The organism is Micromonospora sp. DT231 (genome assembly GCF_049847025.1).
Lineage (GTDB): Bacteria > Actinomycetota > Actinomycetes > Mycobacteriales > Micromonosporaceae > Micromonospora.
Map to the genome: position 1 here is coordinate 478,802 of NZ_JBNCNO010000005.1, position 16,775 is coordinate 495,576.

Genomic DNA, 16,775 nt, shown 5'->3' on the forward strand with positions numbered 1-16,775 from the left:
CGTATGCGAACGCGCCCTCGCGGCGGATCCGCGATGACGGCGGAGTTCGATGTTACGGTCTGCGCCGCCCGAGCGGGGGGCAGCATCACTCGTGCGCCCGCCCCGCGGACTGCCCGTCCCCGCTGGTCGCCGCCGCCGGCTCGGTCGGCGCGCCGGCGACCGCCACGCCCGTCGCGAGCAGATGCGCCACCGCCTCACCGACAAGCGTCGTCGGCAGTCCCACGGCCACCGTCAGCTCCGCCACGGTGCGCGGCACGGCCAGCGCCTCGACCAGCGGGCCGCCGTCCGGACGGTGCAGGACCACCCGGTACGCGCCGCCGGGCACCTCCAGCACCAGAGCACCCGACTCGCGGCGCGCCTGGACCGCCGGGGAGAGCCACACCGGGCGGTCCGCGGGCGGCGGTGCCACCCGGAACGACGCGCTCGGGGTCAGGGGCACGGCCGACAGCCACGGACCGAGGCCGTCGTCCAGGCCCACCGACCGGACCACCACGTGCTGAAGGCGGTCCAGCAACGCGGCCAGCCGGCGACGCAGGTCCTCGACGCCGCCGTCCGCGACACCCCGGAGAACGTTCTCCAGGGACACCGGGCCGAAGCTCATCCGGCGCAGCGACTCCACGGTCGTCGGGTCCGGATCGGTCACCCGGATCTCACCCCACCGGGTCAGCAGCAGCACGCTGCCGTCCGGGGCGCCGGTCTCCACGAGCACGTCCTCCGGGAACGACCAGAGTGCGACAGTCCTGACCTGCCGGCCGGGTTGCCGCCACGACATGTGGCTGTTCACCTGGGCCTCCTCGCTCCGGCGACTCGCCGATGGATCAGACAAAGATCGGAATCGGGTTCAGGTCCTCGTACCTCGTGGCGGTATCCAGCCGCCCGAGGTGGACCGGCAGGTCGAAGAGGCGCCCCGGCCCGAACCTGGCCCAGAAGTGCCGCAGACCCGGTACGAGCACCTTCACCACAGGCAGGCCGATGTCCGGCCGCGTCTGGTCGAGCACCAGCAGCTCCATGCCCTGCGCCGCCACCGCCCGCTGCACGGTACGGATGTCGTCGCGCAGGTCGGTGCCCGGGACGTAGCCGTAGTCGGCGGGCGTACGGGCCGACACCTCGGCGTTCGGCCGCAGCCAGGGTTGGTTGGCCACCGTCGCGCTCGCCCACCAGCGGCGGGCCTCCGGGTCGTCGCAGGCGTACCCACTCCCCTGGGCGTCCACCTCGACCACGGCGGGCAGCAGCTGGTTGACCTCGGTCAGTGCCCGGCGCAGCGCCACCGCCGGGTCGAGATGCGCACCGAAGCCGAAGACGATGTCCTCCGCCGGCTTGTCCGTGCGCCGGGACAGGGCCACGAACGTCGGCACGCCCAGGTCGGCGGTCAGGTCCAGAGCCCACACCTCACGGTGCAGCCGGCGGTGCACCTGCCGCAGCTCGACCATCCACCCGTCGGCGAAGGCGTCGAGGTCCACCCCCGGCTGCCGGGTGCGGTTGTACCACCACAGCGCCACCGCGTCGCGCTCCACCAGCTCGAAGAAACCCTGGCAGATCGCGTCCTCCAGGCTGGCTCCGGCGGCGTTGCCGTTCGAGTCGGCCCGCAGGCACCGCTGGCTGGCCTCCGCCGGGGTGCCGTAGTAGAGCAGGGCGGTGGGGAGCAGGCGCTGCCGCCCGGTGGTCAGCGACCACACCGGCGTCCAGTCCAGCTCGGCGTGCTCGTCGAAGCGCGGGCCGACGTACTGGAACGCCGAGTGCCGGGTGTTCCAGGCGGCGCGATCGGCGTACTGGCGGTCGTCGAACAACTGCACCGCGTTGGGGTGGACGGCCTCGTCGCCCAGCTCGCCGAAGCGGGCCCGGATGCGCAACTCGTCGCCGTGGAACGTGCCCGACTGGCGTTCCAGCGCCTCACAGAGCGCGCTCACCCGAGCCTGCTCGGCGGTGGCGCCCTTGCCGCCGTGCTCACTGCGCAGACCTCGACGCAGGTCGTCCAGGCCGCGCACGTCCAGGGCGAGGTTGGCGCCCGCGCGGTAGGAGTGCAGGAACTCCGGCCCGTGCGTGTCCCGGCGGATCTCCCGGACCAGCCCGGTGACCGGGCTGACGAGGTGCTCGTACCGCTGCCACACCTGCTCCGGTGAGAGCGCCCGGTGGCCACCACCGTCGGTCGACGCCTTGGGCCGGCTGACCGGGGTGACCGGGCGGCGGGTGCGCTCGCGGACGAGCTGCGGGTCGCCGCAGGAGGGGCACTGCGGGCGGGCCCGCAGCTCGTGGCGCCGCCCGTCGAGGGTGAGGGTGTCCACGGTCCACACCGCCTGCTGACCGGCGTAGCGGTGGCCGGCCAGCCACTTCGTCGCTTCGAGGGCGACGAGGTGGGCGGCGACGGCCGCCGACGGCGGCACGGCGGCGGCGGGACGGGGCACCGGTCCGTCGCGTCCGAGGACGCGCTGCACGTACGCCTCGGCCCGCCGGTGCAACCAGAGCCGGTGCGCCAGGCAGTGCCAGCAGGCCTGACCCGGTCGCAGCACCGGGCCGATCCAGAGCTGGGTGCCGACCGGGCGGGCCAGCAGCCAGGGTCGTGCGGCTTCGCTCTGCCGCCGGTTCACCGCGGCCAGCTCGGCGTCGAGGTAGTCGGCGCAGAGCACCACGTCGAGGTCGGCGGCACCCTCGCCGGTCATCAGGGTGAGGCCGGCGGTGGCGCAGGCCTCGCGTACCGCGGTGTCGTCGACCCCGCCCACGGCCTGGACCCGGACGGCGGCGCCGGTCAGGGCGGAGGTCGCGGCATCGCTGTCCAGCCCGGCCGACTCCCAGTACGCCACGGCCCGCGGGTCGTGCTGTCCACGACCGGGGGTACGGGCGACGAGCAGGCCGGCCTCGGCCAGGTCGCGGACCAGGCCCGCGCATTCCTCCGGGGCCTCCCGCAGCACCGTCGCCACGTCGCGGGTGCCGTCCAGCAGCGGGGTGAGGTGTTCCATCCGGGCCGCCTGGACGGCCGTCACACCGTGCTCCGAGAAGAGGTACGTCGCCTCGCCGGCGACGACCTCCGGACGCAGGTGCCGCCGGAAGCCCACAAGAGACGGCTCCACGACCCCGGTCATCTCAGGCGGCCCGCTCGTCGTGAGCGGCGTCCGCCAGACAGATCCAGGTGAAGGCGGCAGCCGCGGTGTCGGACGTCGTCCACCCGTCGTGCTGGCTGATCCGCAGGCCGGAGCTCGCACTGGCGAGGCCTCGGAAGGCGTTGGCGGTACCCGCCACACGGGAGTCGCGGTCGGGGGCGGATGAGTGCGCCATGGTGATCCTCGTTCCGGGTGGGGCAGGGGATCAGGCTCGCCCTGCGATGGAGAAATGGTGTCGTCGCGGGGGGTGGCCCCACCAGTGCCGACGTCACCGACCCGATGTGAAAAACACACGTCGACGCGGTGGGGAAATTCAGGTTCGCCGGCCGCGCAATTTCATGTCCGTCTCGGGATCGGCGCACTGTTCCGGGCACGGTCGCGCCGCCATGCTTTTGGGCAACGTCGGAATGGCCCTGGCAACGCCGGCCAGCGACGACTCTCTCACCAGCGGGGTGGCCCAATGAGCATTCGAATTGTCGTCTGCGACGACCACGCTCTGGTCCTGGACGCGTTCGCGGAGACTCTGCGGACGGTCCCGGGCTTCGAGATCGTCGGTCTCGTCAACGGTGGCCAGCACGTGGTCGCCACGGTCCGGCAGCTGCGTCCCTCCATCGTGCTCCTGAGCATGGGGATGGCCGGCACCGACTGCCTTCAACTCGCCCGTCAGGTACGCGAGGCTCTCCCCTCCTGCGGCGTCGCGCTGATCGCCGCCGCGCCCACCCGAGCCCTCGTGGATCGTGCGGTGGAGGCGGGCGTCCTCAGCGTGATTCCGAAACACGCGCGCCTGTCCCACCTGGTCGGCGCGGTCCGCGGGGTGGCCGCCGGCTGCCTCACCATCGACCCGGCCCTGATCGGGCCACCCGGGGCGCGGGCGCAGGCCCTGTCCCACCGCGAGAGGGAGATCCTCAGCCTCACCGTCGGCGGCGCCTCGGTGAAGGAGATCGCGAAGGAGCTCTTTCTCTCCGCCGGGACGGTCCGCAACCTCTCCTCCTCCGCGATGCGCAAGCTCAAGGGGCGTAACCGTTTCGACGCCGCCCGCATCGCCTACGAGCAGGGCTGGCTCTGACTGCCTGTGACATCTGTCCCGGACCGCGGTGATGTCGGTCAGCGACGCCACTCTCCGGCCGCCGGACGCCCTAGCGTCCTGGAAAACCAATCGAAAGGGAAAAAACGTGACAGCACCGGAGCACCCCCGATGAGCGCCCTGGTAGTCGACGGGCTGCGCAAGCGGTACCGCGGACACGAGGCAGTGGCCGGCATCGGCTTCACCGTCGAGCAGGGGGAGATCGTCGCCCTCCTCGGCCCGAACGGCGCCGGCAAGACCACCACGCTGGAGATCCTGGAGGGCTTCCGCAGCCGCGACGCCGGCCACGTGGAGGTGCTGGGCCGCGACCCGGGCGACCGGGCCGAGCGACGCTGGCTGCGGGAGCGGGTCGGCCTGGTCCTCCAGGACATCGCTGTGGAACCGCACCTGCGCGTGCGGGAGACGATCGCCCGCAGCGCCGGCTACTACCCGGCCCCCCGTGACGTGGACGAGGTAATCCACCTCGTCGGGCTCGACGAGAAGCGCGACGCCAAGGTGAAGGACCTCTCCGGCGGGCAGAAACGCCGGCTGGACCTCGCCCTCGGCGTGATCGGCGACCCGAAGCTGCTCTTCCTCGACGAACCCACCACCGGTTTCGACCCGACGGCCCGCCGCGGCGCCTGGGAGGTCGTCCGCAGCCTGCGCGATCTCGGCACCACAGTCGTGCTGACCACCCACTACATGGACGAGGCGCAGGCCCTCGCCGACCAGATCGTGGTGCTCAACGCGGGCCGCGTGGTCGCACAGGGCACCCCGGAGACGATCGGCGGCCGCGACACCGCCCGTACCCGGATCCGCTTCGCCCGGCCCGACGGCGTGGCGCCGGAGGAGCTGCCCGTCGTCCCCAGTGAGATCGACGAGACGAACGTGACCATCGAGGTGGACGACGCCACCGAGGCGTTGCACCGGCTGACCGGCTGGGCGCTGGCACGCGGGACGTCGCTGCATCGACTGGCGGTGGAGCAGCCCACCCTCGAGGACGTCTACCTGAGCCTGACCGGCGACGCCGCCGGCCAGCCCGAAGCCTCGCCCACGTCACGTCGGGAGCGCCGCAGGAACCGGAGGGCAGCATGACCACGTTGAATCCCGTCGCCGTCGACGTCACCGACGCGACCACCGACCGCCCGTCCCGCCGCCGCCGCGGCGACCTGGCCGTGCTGCTGCACCAGATTCGGTACGAGCAGCTGTCGTTCTGGCGCAACCCACAGGCCATGATCTTCACGTTCGTCTTCCCGATCGCGTTCATCGCCATCATCGGCGCGGTCTTCGGTGGCGGTGAGGCCAGTGACTTCTTCTACGGCCGCACCGGCATGCAGTACTACACCGCGACGATCGCCGCCGTGTCGGTGCTCGGGGCCTGCTACGGCCAGCTCGCCATCGCGCTCGCCGCCCGACGGCAGACCGGCGTGCTCAAGCGACTGCACGCCACCCCGCTGCCGGCCTGGATCTACTTCGCCGGGCTCCTCGCACACTGCCTGATGGTCAGCGTCATCGACGTCGTCCTGGTGGTGAGCGTGGGCGCGCTGTACGACGCGCCGGTGCCCGCCGACTGGGCCTCGGTCGGTGTCACGCTGCTGCTCGGCTCGGTCTGCTACTGCGCCCTCGGTGCGGCGGTCGCCTCGCTGGTCAGCAACTCCGAGGCGGCCCCCGCGGTGGTGCAGTTCGTACAGTTCCCGCTCGTCTTCATCTCCGGCAGCTACTTCCCCATCCACTCCGACACGTTGAACACCCTGGCGGGGCTGCTGCCCGTGAAGCCGTTCAACGACGCCCTGTTGTCGGCGTTCACCACGGCCGACGGCCTGCACTGGAAACAACACGGCGTCCTGCTCGCCTGGGGCGTGCTGGGCACCCTGATCGCCGTCCGTCGGTTCCGCTGGGACCCGCGCCCGGAGTGATCCGTGGCCGTACCGGCCCGCCAGCACGGCGGCGTCCGGACGGTGAGTTCCGGCCCTGGTTCCGGAGCTCGCCGCCCGGACGTCGCCGTTCTCGTCCGCGGCTGCGGCTGCGGCTGCGGCTGCGGACAGATGCAGGGGGCGCGGCACGGCGTGGACGCGGGCAGGGTCAGCGGGACGGGGACGTGCTCACGCGGCTGGCTCGCTCACGGTGGACCATGCTCGTCGGTGACCCCAGCCGCAGGCGTGCCGGGCAATGCCGATCAGCCACCGGCGGACCGTCCCTCGACGGCGTGAGGCGGAGGGCACGGTGCCTGGTCGCTGTGCCTGTCGAGCTGCCCCACCAGTGGGGCGGGCCTGCCCGTGGCCAGCTGCGTGCCGGTGTCCGGTTGCGTGCCGGTGGCCGGTTGCGTGCCCGTGGCCGGTTGCGTGCCCGTGGCCAATTGCGTGCCGGTGGCCGGTTGCGTGCCCATGGCCAATCGCGTGCCCATGGCCAATCGCGTGCCCGTGGCCGGTTGTGTGCCCAAGGCCAATTGCGTGCCCAAGGCCGGTTGCGTGCCCAAGGCCAATTGCGTGCCCGTGGCTCGCCGCGCGGTTGTGGCGCCGCCGCACGGCAGTCCGCCTGTCGTGCCCTGGATATCACCCTCGGGGCGCAGACCGAGGCGAGCGCCGCCCGGGCCAGCCCGCCCCACGGATGGGGCAGCTCGACAGGCACTGACCAGCACCCCCTGCCCGGCCGCGCTTCGGGCGTCCGCGCGACACCGCCTAGCCGCGTCGTCCGGCACGGCCACGACGTCGGCCCTGCGCCGGTCGGCGCGGCGCGATACGCGCCGGTCGGCGCGGCCGTGCGGAGTCCGGCACAGGCGACTGCGCCCGACCCTCGGCCGAGGCCGTGGATCGGGCGCAGTGGTTCGGGCGCAGTGTGATCGGGCGCGGTGTGATCGGGCGCGGTGTGATCGGGCGCGGTGGGCGGCCGGGGGTCAGTGGGCGAAGGCGTTGAGGTTCCAGCGCTGGCTGCGCAGTCGCTCCTGCCAGGGCTCCCCCAGCACGTCGTCGACGATCTCCGCGACCGCGTGGCACATGTAGTAACGCTGCAACGGGGACACGGTCAACAGCGGCAACTGCTGGTAGAACAGGTTCGTCAACAGGTTGTACGAGGCGAAGAACGGCGACGGCGACTCGGTCACGCCCGAATCCCCCACCGCCCGGTGGAAGTCGGTGTCGGGTTCACCGGCGAGGCGCCGCCGGGGCCCACCGTCCGGGCCCACCGAGTCGACCAGGTCCGGGGTGAGCATCCCGGTCGCGGCCGCGTTGTCGAGTGCGCCGGCGCAGTAGCCGAGCGAGGCCCGCCAGCCCGACGCGGCGGGTGACGGCGCGTCGGCGAGCCGATCGGCGACCACCTGCCGGATCTGGTCGGCCTCCTTCGCGAGACGGTTGGCGAATGTGGTCCGGACCTTGCCGGCCGGCTTCGCCCAGGCCAGGAATGCCTCGGCGTGCCAGCGCAACGAGAGAGCCCCGTACGCGGCGCCGAGGGCGTGCGTGTCGGCGAGCGCGACGAACGCCTCGGCGAGGCGTACGGTCGCCCGCTCCGGGTGGGCGGACAACTCGTCGACCAGGCGCATCAGCGGCCGGCCGAGCGTGCTCCGCACGACATCCTTGAGCTGGCCGAACACCGGTGCTGGCTCCTCCATGCCGGCGGCCCAGAGGAACTCCACAAGACCGTGCGGCTGCAGGGTGCCGTACGGGTGTGGCAATCCCTCCAGCCGGCCGAACTCCTCGGCCTGAGCCAGGTACACCTCCTCGGTGAGTGCGGTGGCGACGTCCAGCGGCCCGGCGTTGAGCCGCGCGGCGATGGAGTGCCAGGGTGGCGGCGGACCGAAGGCGCGCCGCGCGATGATGTCCACGTGTGGGCCGCGCAACCAGCCCCGCCTGAGATATACGATGCGTCCACTGCCCTCGGCGACGGTCCGCGCGACAGGTACGACGTGGTCGGCGAGCCAGGGCAGGCTCACCGGCCCCCGGGTGTACAGGCGCAGACCGGTCACGCCTGTGGTGTCCAGTTCCACGGTGTGCGGTGGCACGGCGTCAGCCAGCATCTCCATGACCTCCCATAGGCATCGGAAACCGTCCACTGGTGCCGGTTCGGATGAGCGGTTCCGCCGACTGCCGGCGGCCGTTCCGCCTCGGATCATCCGGGCTTGCGAGCAGCGCGGGAAAGTGCTGGAAACGATCCGCTGACAAGTGTCACCCCGCTTTGCGTACGACTGTGAAAAACGCACATGACGGAACGTCAGCGGGACGATGACAAGTGTCCCCGACCGACCCTCCGACACCTTCCGGACGCGCTTTCGCGCCTCATCATCAAGGCGTGGCGCAATGGCCCGGACCGGGCCGCCGGACGCACCGGAATTCGCACCACCCCGTTTTCGGAAAGGACCACCGTGTCCACTCGTCGTCAGTTGCTGCGCCTCGGTGCGGCGTCGGGCATCCTCGGCGCGACCGGTGGCCTCGCCAGCCTCGCCGACCGGCTGGCCGACACGCCCGCCGCGGCGGCCACCGGCGCGCCGCCGGCCGCCGTCCCGGCGCCGTTCACCGTCCCGCTCACGGTGCCTCAGACACTGCGGCCGGTACGTCGTACGGCCACCGCCGACTACTACTCGGTCACCATGTACCGCCGCCGGTTGGAGATCCTGCCCGGCACCCGCACCGAGGTCTACACCTACAACGGTGACCTGCCCGGGCCCACCATCCGGGCCCGCTCCGGTCGTCGGGTGGTGGTCCGCCAGCGCAACCGGCTCGACATGCCGACCGCGGTGCACCTGCACGGCGGGGCGACCGCGCCGGGCGACGACGGTTCCGGCGGTGTGACCATCGCGCCCGGCGGGGAGCGCGTCTACACCTACCCCAACCACCAGCCGCACGCGACGCTGTGGATGCACGACCACACCCACCACATGGAGGCCGAGCACCTCTATCGCGGGCTGAGCAGCCTCTACCTGCTCACCGACGCCACCGAGGAGGCCCTGCCGCTGCCGCGCGGCGCCTTCGACGTTCCGCTGGTGCTGCGCGACGCCCACTTCGACGCCGACGCGCAACTGGTCTGGGCCATGGACGACGTCGAGAACCGCACCACCATTCTGGTGAACGGCCGGCCGACGCCCCGCTTCACCGTGCAGGCGCGGCGGTACCGGCTGCGCCTGGTCAACTCCAGCAACATGCGCATCTTCCTGCTGCGGCTCGCCGACAGCGGGATCTTCACCGTGATCGGTTCGGACGGCGGGCTGTTGGAGGCGCCCGTCGACACGCCGTACCTGCTGCTGTCCCCCGGGGAGCGGTTGGAGGTCGTCGTCGACTTCGCCCGCTACGCACCGGGCAGCTCGGTCGTGTTGGAGAACCTCCTGGGTCCGGGCCCGAGCGAGCAGGTCGGCCAGGTCATGCGCTTCGACGTCGTAGCGGCCACCGCACGGGATCGCAGCGCGGTGCCGGCCCGGCTGCGCACGCTGCCGACGCTGCCCACCCCGACGGTACGGCGGCAGGTGGAGTTGCGCATGGACGAACCGGGGACGGGCCACCAGGCGTACATCGACGGGAAGGTCTTCGACCCCGACCGGATCGACACCACCATCGCGTGGGGCACCACAGAGGAATGGACGGTGACGAATGCGAGCGCCACCATTCCCCACAACTTCCACATGCACCTGGTGCAGTTCCGGGTGCTCGATCGCGGACCCAGCCCGGCCGACCCCACGGAATCCGGCCTGAAGGACACCGTGACCATCTTTCCCGGCCAGTCGGTGCGCCTACAGGCGACGTTCACGACCTGGCGCGGTGTCTACCCCTATCACTGCCACATGGTCGATCACAGCGGGATGGGCATGATGGCCCAATTCAGAGTCGTCTGATCCTGACCTGCTCGAAAGAGACTCCCGGCCCACCGGACCGGGCCGCACACCTTCGGGACAGGAAGGATGAGAATGCCACTACACAGCCATTCGGCACGGTCGTTGCGACTACGCCGACTGCACCATCACAGCACCGCCGGTCTGGTCGTCGCGCCGGTCGACCACAGCATCGCCGACGGCCCGGTGGTGACGCCAAGCCAGCCCATCGACCGGCTCGTCGGCCAGCTCGCCGGCGGCGGTGTCGACGCGGTCGTGGTGCACAAGGGCAGCATGCGACACATCGGCCCGGACAGGTTCGCCGACATGTCGCTCATCGTGCACCTCAACGCGAGCACCAGCCAGGCTTCCGACCCCGACGCGAAGTACGTCGTCACGGCGGTGGAGGAGGCGATCCGCCTCGGCGCCGACGGGGTCAGCGTGCACGTCAACCTCGGCTCCCGGCAGGAGCAGCAGCAGATCCAGGACCTGGCCCGGATCGCCGACTCGTGCGACAGGTGGAACCTGCCGCTGATGGCGATGATGTACCCGCGCGGGCCACGGATCGACGATCCCCGCGATCCGGCCCTGCTCGCACATGCGGTCACCATCGCCGCCGACCTCGGCGCAGACCTGGTCAAGACGGTCTATCCCGGCTCGGTGGCGGGGATGCTCGACCTCACCAGCATCTGCCCGATCCCGGTCCTGGTGGCCGGCGGGCCGCGACGGGGCAGCGAGGCCGAGTTGCTCCGCTTCGTCGCCGACGCGCTGGCCGGCGGGGCCGCCGGAGTGGCGATGGGACGCAACCTCTTCCAGGCCCACGACCCGGAGCAACTGGCGCGCAGGGTGGCGCGACTGGTGCATCGCTACCCGATGGAACAGATCGACGACCTAAAGGGAGGACACCATGACGGGCAACAGACTGTGCTGGCTTGACATCCGAGCGGCCGGTGAGGCGACCGCAGCCATTCTCGAGGAGGCCGTACACCAGGGTCTGGACGCCGTGGTGGCGTCCGACCCGGCGGCCTTCGCGGGCCTGCCACCGACGCTGGGCAAGGTGCTGCTGCTGCGCGGCGGTGAGTTGCCCGACCACCTCGGGGAGGCCGACACGGTGGTGCTGCCCGGCCCGAGCGCGGAGCGGGCCACGCAACAGGCGGCGCACCCCGGGGTGCGCTTCGGCCGGTACGTCGAGATCGTCGACGCGCCGACCCTCGACGAGGCATGTGCGGCGGCCCGCGAGGAGGAAGTCGCGGTCCTGGACTTCCGCGACCCCACCAAGATTCCGCTGGAGATCGTGCTCGCCGCGGCGGCCGCCTCCGAGGGGACGATCGTCACGGTGGCCCACGACGTGCCCGAGGCCGAGATTCTCTTCGGCGTGCTGGAGGTCGGCTCCGACGGGGTGCTGATGGCCGCCCGGTCGGTGGGTGACGCCACCGCGCTGCGCCGCGCGGCGACCGGCCAGCACGGCGAGATCCCGCTGGTGGAGCTGGAGGTCACCCGGACGCGGCACGTGGGCATGGGCGAACGCGCCTGCGTGGACACGTGCACGTACTTCGGGCAGGACGAGGGGATCCTGGTGGGTTCCCACTCCAAGGGAATGGTGCTCTGCGTCAGCGAGACGCATCCCCTGCCGTACATGCCGACCCGGCCGTTCCGGGTGAACGCCGGTGCCATCCACTCGTACACCGTCGCGGCGGACGGGCGGACGCACTACCTGAGCGAGCTGGAGGCGGGCAGCAAGGTGCTCGCGGTGACCACCAAGGGCCAGACCCGCCTGGTCACCGTCGGCCGAGTCAAGATCGAGACCCGGCCCCTGATCTCCATCGACGCGGTCGCGCCGAACGGGCAGACGGTCAACCTGATCCTTCAGGACGACTGGCACGTGCGGGTGCTCGGGCCCGACGCGGTGGTGCTCAACTCGACCGAACTGCAGCCCGGCGACCGGATCCTGGGCCACCTGCCCACCGCCGATCGGCACGTCGGCTACCCCATCGAGGAGTTCTGCCGCGAACAGTGAGTGGGGGACGCGCCCCGCAGGCGTTCAGTGGCCTGCGGGGCGCGCCTCCGTGCGGCGATCCAGCCCAGGGCGCGCAGCAGCGGGCGAGCGGCGACCCGGCCGCGTTTCGGCAGGTGAAGCCGGCGGGGTGTCGGCGATACTGTGCGCGTGGAGTACGTGTCCAGAGTGCCGCGACCGCCGCTGGACGGGCTGATCGACGACCTCTACTACCTGGCGGGTGAGCCGCCGTACGCCCGGCTGACGTTGCCGCCGCCAGCGGCGCTGCTCATCGTCAACCTCGGGGCGCCGTTCCGCATCCGCGCCGGCACCGACATCGAGACGGCCGAGTACGCCGACGGCTGCGTGGTCACCATGCCCACCCGCGCGTGGGAGTTCGGCTACCCACCCCGGACCCGGTCCGTCGGCGTGCACTTCAAGCCGTGGGGGCTGGCGCCGTTCCTGCCGATGCCCGCGGTCGAGCTGTGTGACCGGCCGGTGACGGTGGAGCAGGTGTGGGGCCGGCCCGCGACCGCTGCGCTGCGAGACCGGCTGGCTACGGCCGAGGGACCACACGAGATGCTGACGCTGCTCGAGGAGGAGCTGATGCGACGGCTGTGCGAGACCGCCGGCCTGGGGCTGGTCCGCCAGGCGAGCAGCGTCATCGCGGCGACCAGCGGGGCGGTGGCCATCGACGACCTGAGGGTTTCGGCAGGTGTCAGCAGCACACACCTGGCGCGGCGGTTCAAGGAACTCGTCGGCGTCACCCCGAAGCGGCTGGCCCGCACCTACCGCTTCGCCACCACCGTGTTCTCGATCGACCCCGCCGGACCGATCGACTGGGGTGACCTCGCCGGTAGGGCTGGCTACTTCGACCAGGCCCACTTCGGCCACGAGTTCCGGGCGTTCACCGGGCTCACGCCGACCCGGTACGTCGAAGTCCGGCGCCGCTTCCTGCGCGAACATCCCGGCCACGTGCTGGACAACTGGCCGCTGCCGATCGATTGATTTCGTACAAGAGCGACAGCTCACGACGCGCTAACTTGAGGGCCCCGAAGCAGAGGAGCGCCCCGTGGGCACGGTGGTCATGTACGGCTCGGTGTCGGTGGACGGCTTCATCGCGGACGACGATGACCAGCCCGGACCGTTGTTCGACTGGTTGTCCGGCGGTGACGTCGCGTTGGACGAGAGCGGCGCGTTGACGGTGTCGCAGACGTCCTACGACTACACCCGGCCGTACTGGGACCAGATCGGCGTCACGATCGCCGGCCGCCACGTCTTCGACCTGACGGACGGCTGGGACGGGAAACCTCCGAGCGGGATCGACCACGTGGTCGTCGTGACGCACCGGCCGCAGCCCGAGGGCTGGGACCCCGAGGCGCCGTTCCACTTCGTCGACGGCGTCGAGGCCGCGGTGGCCAAGGCGCAGGCGCTCGCGGGTGACCGCATCGTCGAGGTCGCCGCCGGCGACGTCGGTGGCCAGGCGCTCGCCGCGGGCCTGGTCGACGAGGTACGCATGGACGTCGTACCCGTGGTGTTCGGCTCCGGCAAGCGCTACTTCGGGTCGGTTGACGCGCAGCACCTGTTGGAGGATCCGGACGTGGTGATTCAGGGCAACCGGGTGCTTCACCTGCGCTGTCGGGTGCGCCGGTAGCGCTCTCGAATGGTCCGCCGCCGATGCGCTTCCCAACGTCGGTACGAGCCGGAACAGCGTAGGGTCGGCGTGCAGTGAAGGACTTCGCGCCCGCCGCGCGGGTCATCCGTCACCTGCACGCCGCTGTCAGGCGAGCACCACGCTGCACGTTCACCTACCTGCTTCAGGAGGTTCGATCATGTCCAAGGACTCGACGACCAAGGCGAACGTCAAGAAAAAGGGCAAGACGATCAAGGAGAAGCAGACCGCGAAGCGCCTGAAGCGCGACGAGCAGAACGGGCAATCCTCGAACATCGTGCCCACCGGGCGCTGACCCCGGCTGCGTCGCTCGATTCACCTCATGCGGCCATGCAGGTGGGGGCTGACGATCGTCGGCTTCCCACCTGCCCCGTGCGGGTCATGCTTCCGTCGGGCGGAGCCGCCGCTCAATCGCCCGTGCCGGGCGGTGCTACTGGTCGGAGCTGCGACGGCGCTCCTCGATTGTTGAGATGTGCTGCTCGGCCCACGCTCGGACCACTGCCAGCGGGGCGTCCAAGGAGAGACCCAGGCTGGTGAGCGCGTAATGGACGCGCGGCGGCACGCTTGCCTCGACCCGGCGGGTGACCAGACCGTCGCGGCTCAAGCTCTGCAGCGTCTGCGACAGCATCTTGTTCGACACCCCAGGGGCGCGGCGGCGTAGCTCCGCGAACCCGAGTTCCGCCGGATGGTTCTCCGCCAGCACCTTGATCAGCATCGAGGTCCACTTGTCGCCGATCCGGTCGAGCAGTTGCCGGGTCGGGCAGTCCGGGCTGAACAGGTCCCCGGTTACTCCGGGCTCACCAGGTGGGGCGAAAGTGCCCTCTTGCCAGTTCATCAGGGATCTCCCATGGTATGCAGGTAACCAATGGTAACCGGCAGGGAGTAAAACATGGAGTTGCGCAGGATCCGCACCAACGGCACCGAACTGAACGTTGCCCTGGACGGCGCGGGCCCACCGGTGCTCCTGATGCACGGCTGGCCGCACACCTGGCAGGTCTGGCGCGAGGTGCTGCCGCTGCTGGGTGGGCGGCGCCGCGTCATCGCACCGGACCTGCGAGGGCTCGGCGACAGCGCTCGCGCGACGGACGGGTTCGACGCGGCGACCGGCGCCGGTGACATGCTCGGCCTGCTCGACGCACTGGGGGTCGAGCAGGCCGAGGTCGTGGCCTTGGACGCGGGCGTGCCCGCCGCCTTCCTCCTCGGCGCCCTGCACCCGGCCCGGGTGCGTCGCCTGGTGCTGATGGAGTCGACGCTGCCCGGCCTGCCCGGTGGCTTCCCGGCACCGCCGTGGTGGTTCGGCTTCCACTCGGCGCCCGGGCTGGCCGAGACGGTGCTCGAAGGTCACGAGGCCGCGTACCTCGACTTCTTCCTCATGGCCGGCACGTTCGAACGCCGGGGGGTGCCCCCGGAGATCCGAGACGCGTTCGTCAGCGCGTACACCGGTCGGGAGGCCCTGCGCTGCGGCTTCGGCTACTACCGCGCCGCCGAGCAGAACGCGGCAGCGATCTCGGCGGTGGGCCGGCTGACCACGCCCACCCTGGCCGTCGGCGGCAACACCGTCGGCGACCTGCTCTATCGGCAGCTCACTCCCATTGCCGACGACCTGACCGGTGAGCTGATTCCGCGCAGCGGCCATATCGTGCCACTGGACCGCCCGGACGCCGTCGCGCAGATGCTCCGGACGGACTCCGCCACGTCCCGCTAGGTGGTGTCGCGCGGACGCCCGAACCGCGGCTGGGCAGGGGGTGCTGGTCAGTGCCTGTCGAGCTGCCCCATCCGTGGGGCGGGCTGGCCCGGGCGGCGCTCACCTCGGTCTGCGCCCCGAGGGTGGCAACCAGGCACGACAGGCGGACTGCCATGCGGCGGCGCCACCACCGCGCGCCCGGCCACGGGCGCACCACCGGCCACGGGCATGCCCGCCCCACTGGTGGGGCAGCTCGACAGGCACAACGACCAGGCACTGTGCCATCCACCTCACGCCGTCGAGGGACGCTCCGCCGGTGGCTGACCGGCCTCACCCGGCACGACTGCGGAGGCCTACAACTTCGGGCATCTCCCGATCGTCGCCAGCGTCGTTCTCACCGCCCTCGGCGTCGAGGGCATGGCGGCCCGTGCCGGCGACGCGGAGCCACTGGGTCTCGTCGTGGATACGGTCCGACACGCCGACCAGCGTCGGTAACTGCGGGGACACGGCTGACCGAACGTGCGCTAGATGACGGGAATTTCACCGCCGTCGACTGTCAGGGTTATGCCGGTGACCCACTGGGCCCGGTCCGATGCGAGGTAGGCGACGGCCTCGGCGATGTCGCGCGGGTCTCCGGGACGACCCATGGGGATGGCCGCCGTGGTGTCGGCGAGCGCGACGTTCATCGCGTCGGCGAAGTTCTGGCGGATCGCGTCGGCGCCGGGGGTGAGCACGTTGCCGGGGATGATCGTGTTGACGCGGATTCCGGCGGGCGCGAGCTCGGTGGCGAGGGCTTTGCCGTAGGTGTTGAGGGCGGCCTTGGCGGCGCCGTAGTGGGCCAGTGGCGGTGCCGGCGTGAGCGCCGCTCCGGAGGAGATGTTGACGATCGCGGCGCCTGCTGCGGCCTCGCGCAGCGCCGGGAGCAGTGCGTTGTTGACCCGGACGGCGGACAGGTAGTTGAGGTAGAGGGCGTCGAGCCATTCCTCGTCGGGAATGGACGAGATGCCCCCGAGGTGGGCGCGTGCCGCCGCCGCGTTGTTGACGACGATGTCGACGCCGCCGAGTTGGTCGAGCGCTGCCGCGGCGAATGCCTGCACGCCGGCGAGTGTGCCGATGTCGCCCTGGATGAAGGTGGCGGCCTTCGGCGTCTCGTCGGAGGCGTTACGTGCCGTGGTGACGACTGTCGCGCCGCCGTCGAGCAGCCGCTGCACGATGGCCGCGCCGATGCCGCGCGAACCTCCCGTGACGACCGCGCGCTTACCGGCGAATTCGGTGGCATCTGGTGAATTTAGGCTTTTGTACACAAGGTCCAATATAGCGACTTCTGCCGTGCACCGAGTGCTCAACGAAACCGGGCACCACGGCATCTCGCCCGCTGGCCCTCAACGCCCACCACGACCGGCCGTGGGGGGGGGGGGGGGGGGGGGGGGGGGGCGCGGCGGGAGGGGCGGGCGGGGGGGGGGGGGGGGGTGGGGTG

At 71.5% G+C, this 16,775-nt stretch carries 16 protein-coding genes; 10 read left to right on the forward strand and 6 right to left on the reverse strand.

Features of this window, described 5'->3' with window-relative positions:
* Window positions 1-85: 85 nt before the first annotated feature.
* The 3 genes from ACPXBU_RS16360 to ACPXBU_RS16370 are packed head-to-tail and all read right to left on the reverse strand — an operon-like array spanning window position 86 to window position 3,270.
* On the reverse strand, window positions 86-784 hold the full coding sequence (locus tag ACPXBU_RS16360; RefSeq protein ID WP_425758677.1) for a hypothetical protein: 699 nt from the start codon (window positions 782-784) through the stop codon (window positions 86-88).
* Window positions 785-818: 34 nt separating this feature from the next.
* Window positions 819-3,065: a TOMM precursor leader peptide-binding protein gene (locus ACPXBU_RS16365; protein ID WP_425758678.1), complete on the reverse strand. Its 2,247-nt coding sequence runs from the start codon at window positions 3,063-3,065 to the stop codon at window positions 819-821.
* A 13-nt stretch (window positions 3,066-3,078) separates the two neighbouring features.
* Window positions 3,079-3,270 (reverse strand): hypothetical protein, encoded by a 192-nt coding sequence (locus ACPXBU_RS16370; protein WP_393361978.1) that lies wholly within the window; start codon window positions 3,268-3,270, stop codon window positions 3,079-3,081.
* A gap of 285 nt (window positions 3,271-3,555) precedes the next feature.
* Between ACPXBU_RS16370 and ACPXBU_RS16375 the strand changes: the two genes are divergently transcribed.
* The 3 genes from ACPXBU_RS16375 (at window position 3,556) to ACPXBU_RS16385 (ending at window position 6,074) form a co-directional block, all read left to right on the forward strand.
* Complete coding sequence (locus ACPXBU_RS16375; RefSeq protein WP_393361981.1) at window positions 3,556-4,161, forward strand: response regulator transcription factor; 606 nt, start codon at window positions 3,556-3,558, stop codon at window positions 4,159-4,161.
* 129 nt (window positions 4,162-4,290) lie between these two features.
* The gene (locus tag ACPXBU_RS16380) at window positions 4,291-5,253 is read left to right on the forward strand and encodes an ABC transporter ATP-binding protein (RefSeq protein ID WP_393361984.1); all 963 of its coding nucleotides are present in this window, start codon (window positions 4,291-4,293) and stop codon (window positions 5,251-5,253) included.
* The gene (locus tag ACPXBU_RS16385; RefSeq protein WP_425758679.1) at window positions 5,250-6,074 is read left to right on the forward strand and encodes an ABC transporter permease; all 825 of its coding nucleotides are present in this window, start codon (window positions 5,250-5,252) and stop codon (window positions 6,072-6,074) included. The genes ACPXBU_RS16380 and ACPXBU_RS16385 overlap by 4 nt, the downstream gene beginning before the upstream one ends.
* A 977-nt stretch (window positions 6,075-7,051) precedes the next feature.
* Here the strand turns inward: ACPXBU_RS16385 and ACPXBU_RS16390 are convergent.
* Window positions 7,052-8,167, reverse strand: coding sequence for a hypothetical protein (locus ACPXBU_RS16390; RefSeq protein ID WP_425758680.1), 1,116 nt, complete (start codon window positions 8,165-8,167; stop codon window positions 7,052-7,054).
* A 345-nt stretch (window positions 8,168-8,512) separates the two neighbouring features.
* Between ACPXBU_RS16390 and ACPXBU_RS16395 the strand changes: the two genes are divergently transcribed.
* From ACPXBU_RS16395 to ACPXBU_RS16420, 6 genes are all read left to right on the forward strand, one after another.
* Entirely contained in the window at window positions 8,513-9,973 is a 1,461-nt protein-coding gene (locus tag ACPXBU_RS16395; protein ID WP_425758681.1) for a multicopper oxidase family protein, read from the forward strand.
* A gap of 72 nt (window positions 9,974-10,045) precedes the next feature.
* Window positions 10,046-10,885 carry a 2-amino-3,7-dideoxy-D-threo-hept-6-ulosonate synthase gene (locus ACPXBU_RS16400; RefSeq protein WP_393361996.1) on the forward strand — a complete coding sequence of 280 codons (840 nt, stop codon included), beginning with the start codon at window positions 10,046-10,048 and terminating at the stop codon, window positions 10,883-10,885.
* Entirely contained in the window at window positions 10,857-11,966 is a 1,110-nt protein-coding gene (locus tag ACPXBU_RS16405; RefSeq protein ID WP_425758682.1) for a 3-dehydroquinate synthase II family protein, read from the forward strand. The genes ACPXBU_RS16400 and ACPXBU_RS16405 overlap by 29 nt, the downstream gene beginning before the upstream one ends.
* A gap of 147 nt (window positions 11,967-12,113) precedes the next feature.
* On the forward strand, window positions 12,114-12,950 hold the full coding sequence (locus ACPXBU_RS16410) for a helix-turn-helix domain-containing protein (protein ID WP_425758683.1): 837 nt from the start codon (window positions 12,114-12,116) through the stop codon (window positions 12,948-12,950).
* A 64-nt stretch (window positions 12,951-13,014) separates the two neighbouring features.
* Window positions 13,015-13,596, forward strand: coding sequence for a dihydrofolate reductase family protein (locus ACPXBU_RS16415; protein ID WP_425758684.1), 582 nt, complete (start codon window positions 13,015-13,017; stop codon window positions 13,594-13,596).
* 178 nt (window positions 13,597-13,774) lie between these two features.
* The gene (locus ACPXBU_RS16420; protein ID WP_269215350.1) at window positions 13,775-13,909 is read left to right on the forward strand and encodes a hypothetical protein; all 135 of its coding nucleotides are present in this window, start codon (window positions 13,775-13,777) and stop codon (window positions 13,907-13,909) included.
* Window positions 13,910-14,044: 135 nt separating this feature from the next.
* On the opposite strand, the gene ACPXBU_RS16425 is transcribed toward ACPXBU_RS16420, so the two are convergent.
* A complete protein-coding gene (locus tag ACPXBU_RS16425) occupies window positions 14,045-14,449 on the reverse strand; it encodes a winged helix-turn-helix transcriptional regulator (RefSeq protein ID WP_425758685.1) in 405 nt (134 codons plus the stop codon).
* A 54-nt stretch (window positions 14,450-14,503) separates the two neighbouring features.
* On the opposite strand from ACPXBU_RS16425, the gene ACPXBU_RS16430 reads away from it, so the two are divergent.
* Window positions 14,504-15,319, forward strand: coding sequence for an alpha/beta fold hydrolase (locus ACPXBU_RS16430; RefSeq protein WP_425758686.1), 816 nt, complete (start codon window positions 14,504-14,506; stop codon window positions 15,317-15,319).
* Between the two features lie 503 nt (window positions 15,320-15,822).
* Here ACPXBU_RS16430 and ACPXBU_RS16435 read toward each other — a convergent pair.
* Window positions 15,823-16,602 (reverse strand): SDR family oxidoreductase, encoded by a 780-nt coding sequence (locus ACPXBU_RS16435; protein WP_425758774.1) that lies wholly within the window; start codon window positions 16,600-16,602, stop codon window positions 15,823-15,825.
* Window positions 16,603-16,775 lie beyond the last annotated feature (173 nt).

Excerpts from the sequence above, each read along its gene's own strand:
- ACPXBU_RS16370 (WP_393361978.1), bottom strand. The coding sequence starts at position 3,270 with ATGGCGCACTCATCCGCCCCCGACCGCGACTCCCGTGTGGCGGGTACC.
- ACPXBU_RS16375 (WP_393361981.1), top strand. The coding sequence starts at position 3,556 with ATGAGCATTCGAATTGTCGTCTGCGACGACCACGCTCTGGTCCTGGAC.
- ACPXBU_RS16380 (WP_393361984.1), top strand. The coding sequence starts at position 4,291 with ATGAGCGCCCTGGTAGTCGACGGGCTGCGCAAGCGGTACCGCGGACAC.
- ACPXBU_RS16385 (WP_425758679.1), top strand. The coding sequence starts at position 5,250 with ATGACCACGTTGAATCCCGTCGCCGTCGACGTCACCGACGCGACCACC.
- ACPXBU_RS16390 (WP_425758680.1), bottom strand. The coding sequence starts at position 8,167 with ATGCTGGCTGACGCCGTGCCACCGCACACCGTGGAACTGGACACCACA.
- ACPXBU_RS16400 (WP_393361996.1), top strand. The coding sequence starts at position 10,046 with ATGCCACTACACAGCCATTCGGCACGGTCGTTGCGACTACGCCGACTG.
- ACPXBU_RS16405 (WP_425758682.1), top strand. The coding sequence starts at position 10,857 with ATGACGGGCAACAGACTGTGCTGGCTTGACATCCGAGCGGCCGGTGAG.
- ACPXBU_RS16420 (WP_269215350.1), top strand. The coding sequence starts at position 13,775 with ATGTCCAAGGACTCGACGACCAAGGCGAACGTCAAGAAAAAGGGCAAG.
- ACPXBU_RS16425 (WP_425758685.1), bottom strand. The coding sequence starts at position 14,449 with ATGAACTGGCAAGAGGGCACTTTCGCCCCACCTGGTGAGCCCGGAGTA.
- ACPXBU_RS16430 (WP_425758686.1), top strand. The coding sequence starts at position 14,504 with ATGGAGTTGCGCAGGATCCGCACCAACGGCACCGAACTGAACGTTGCC.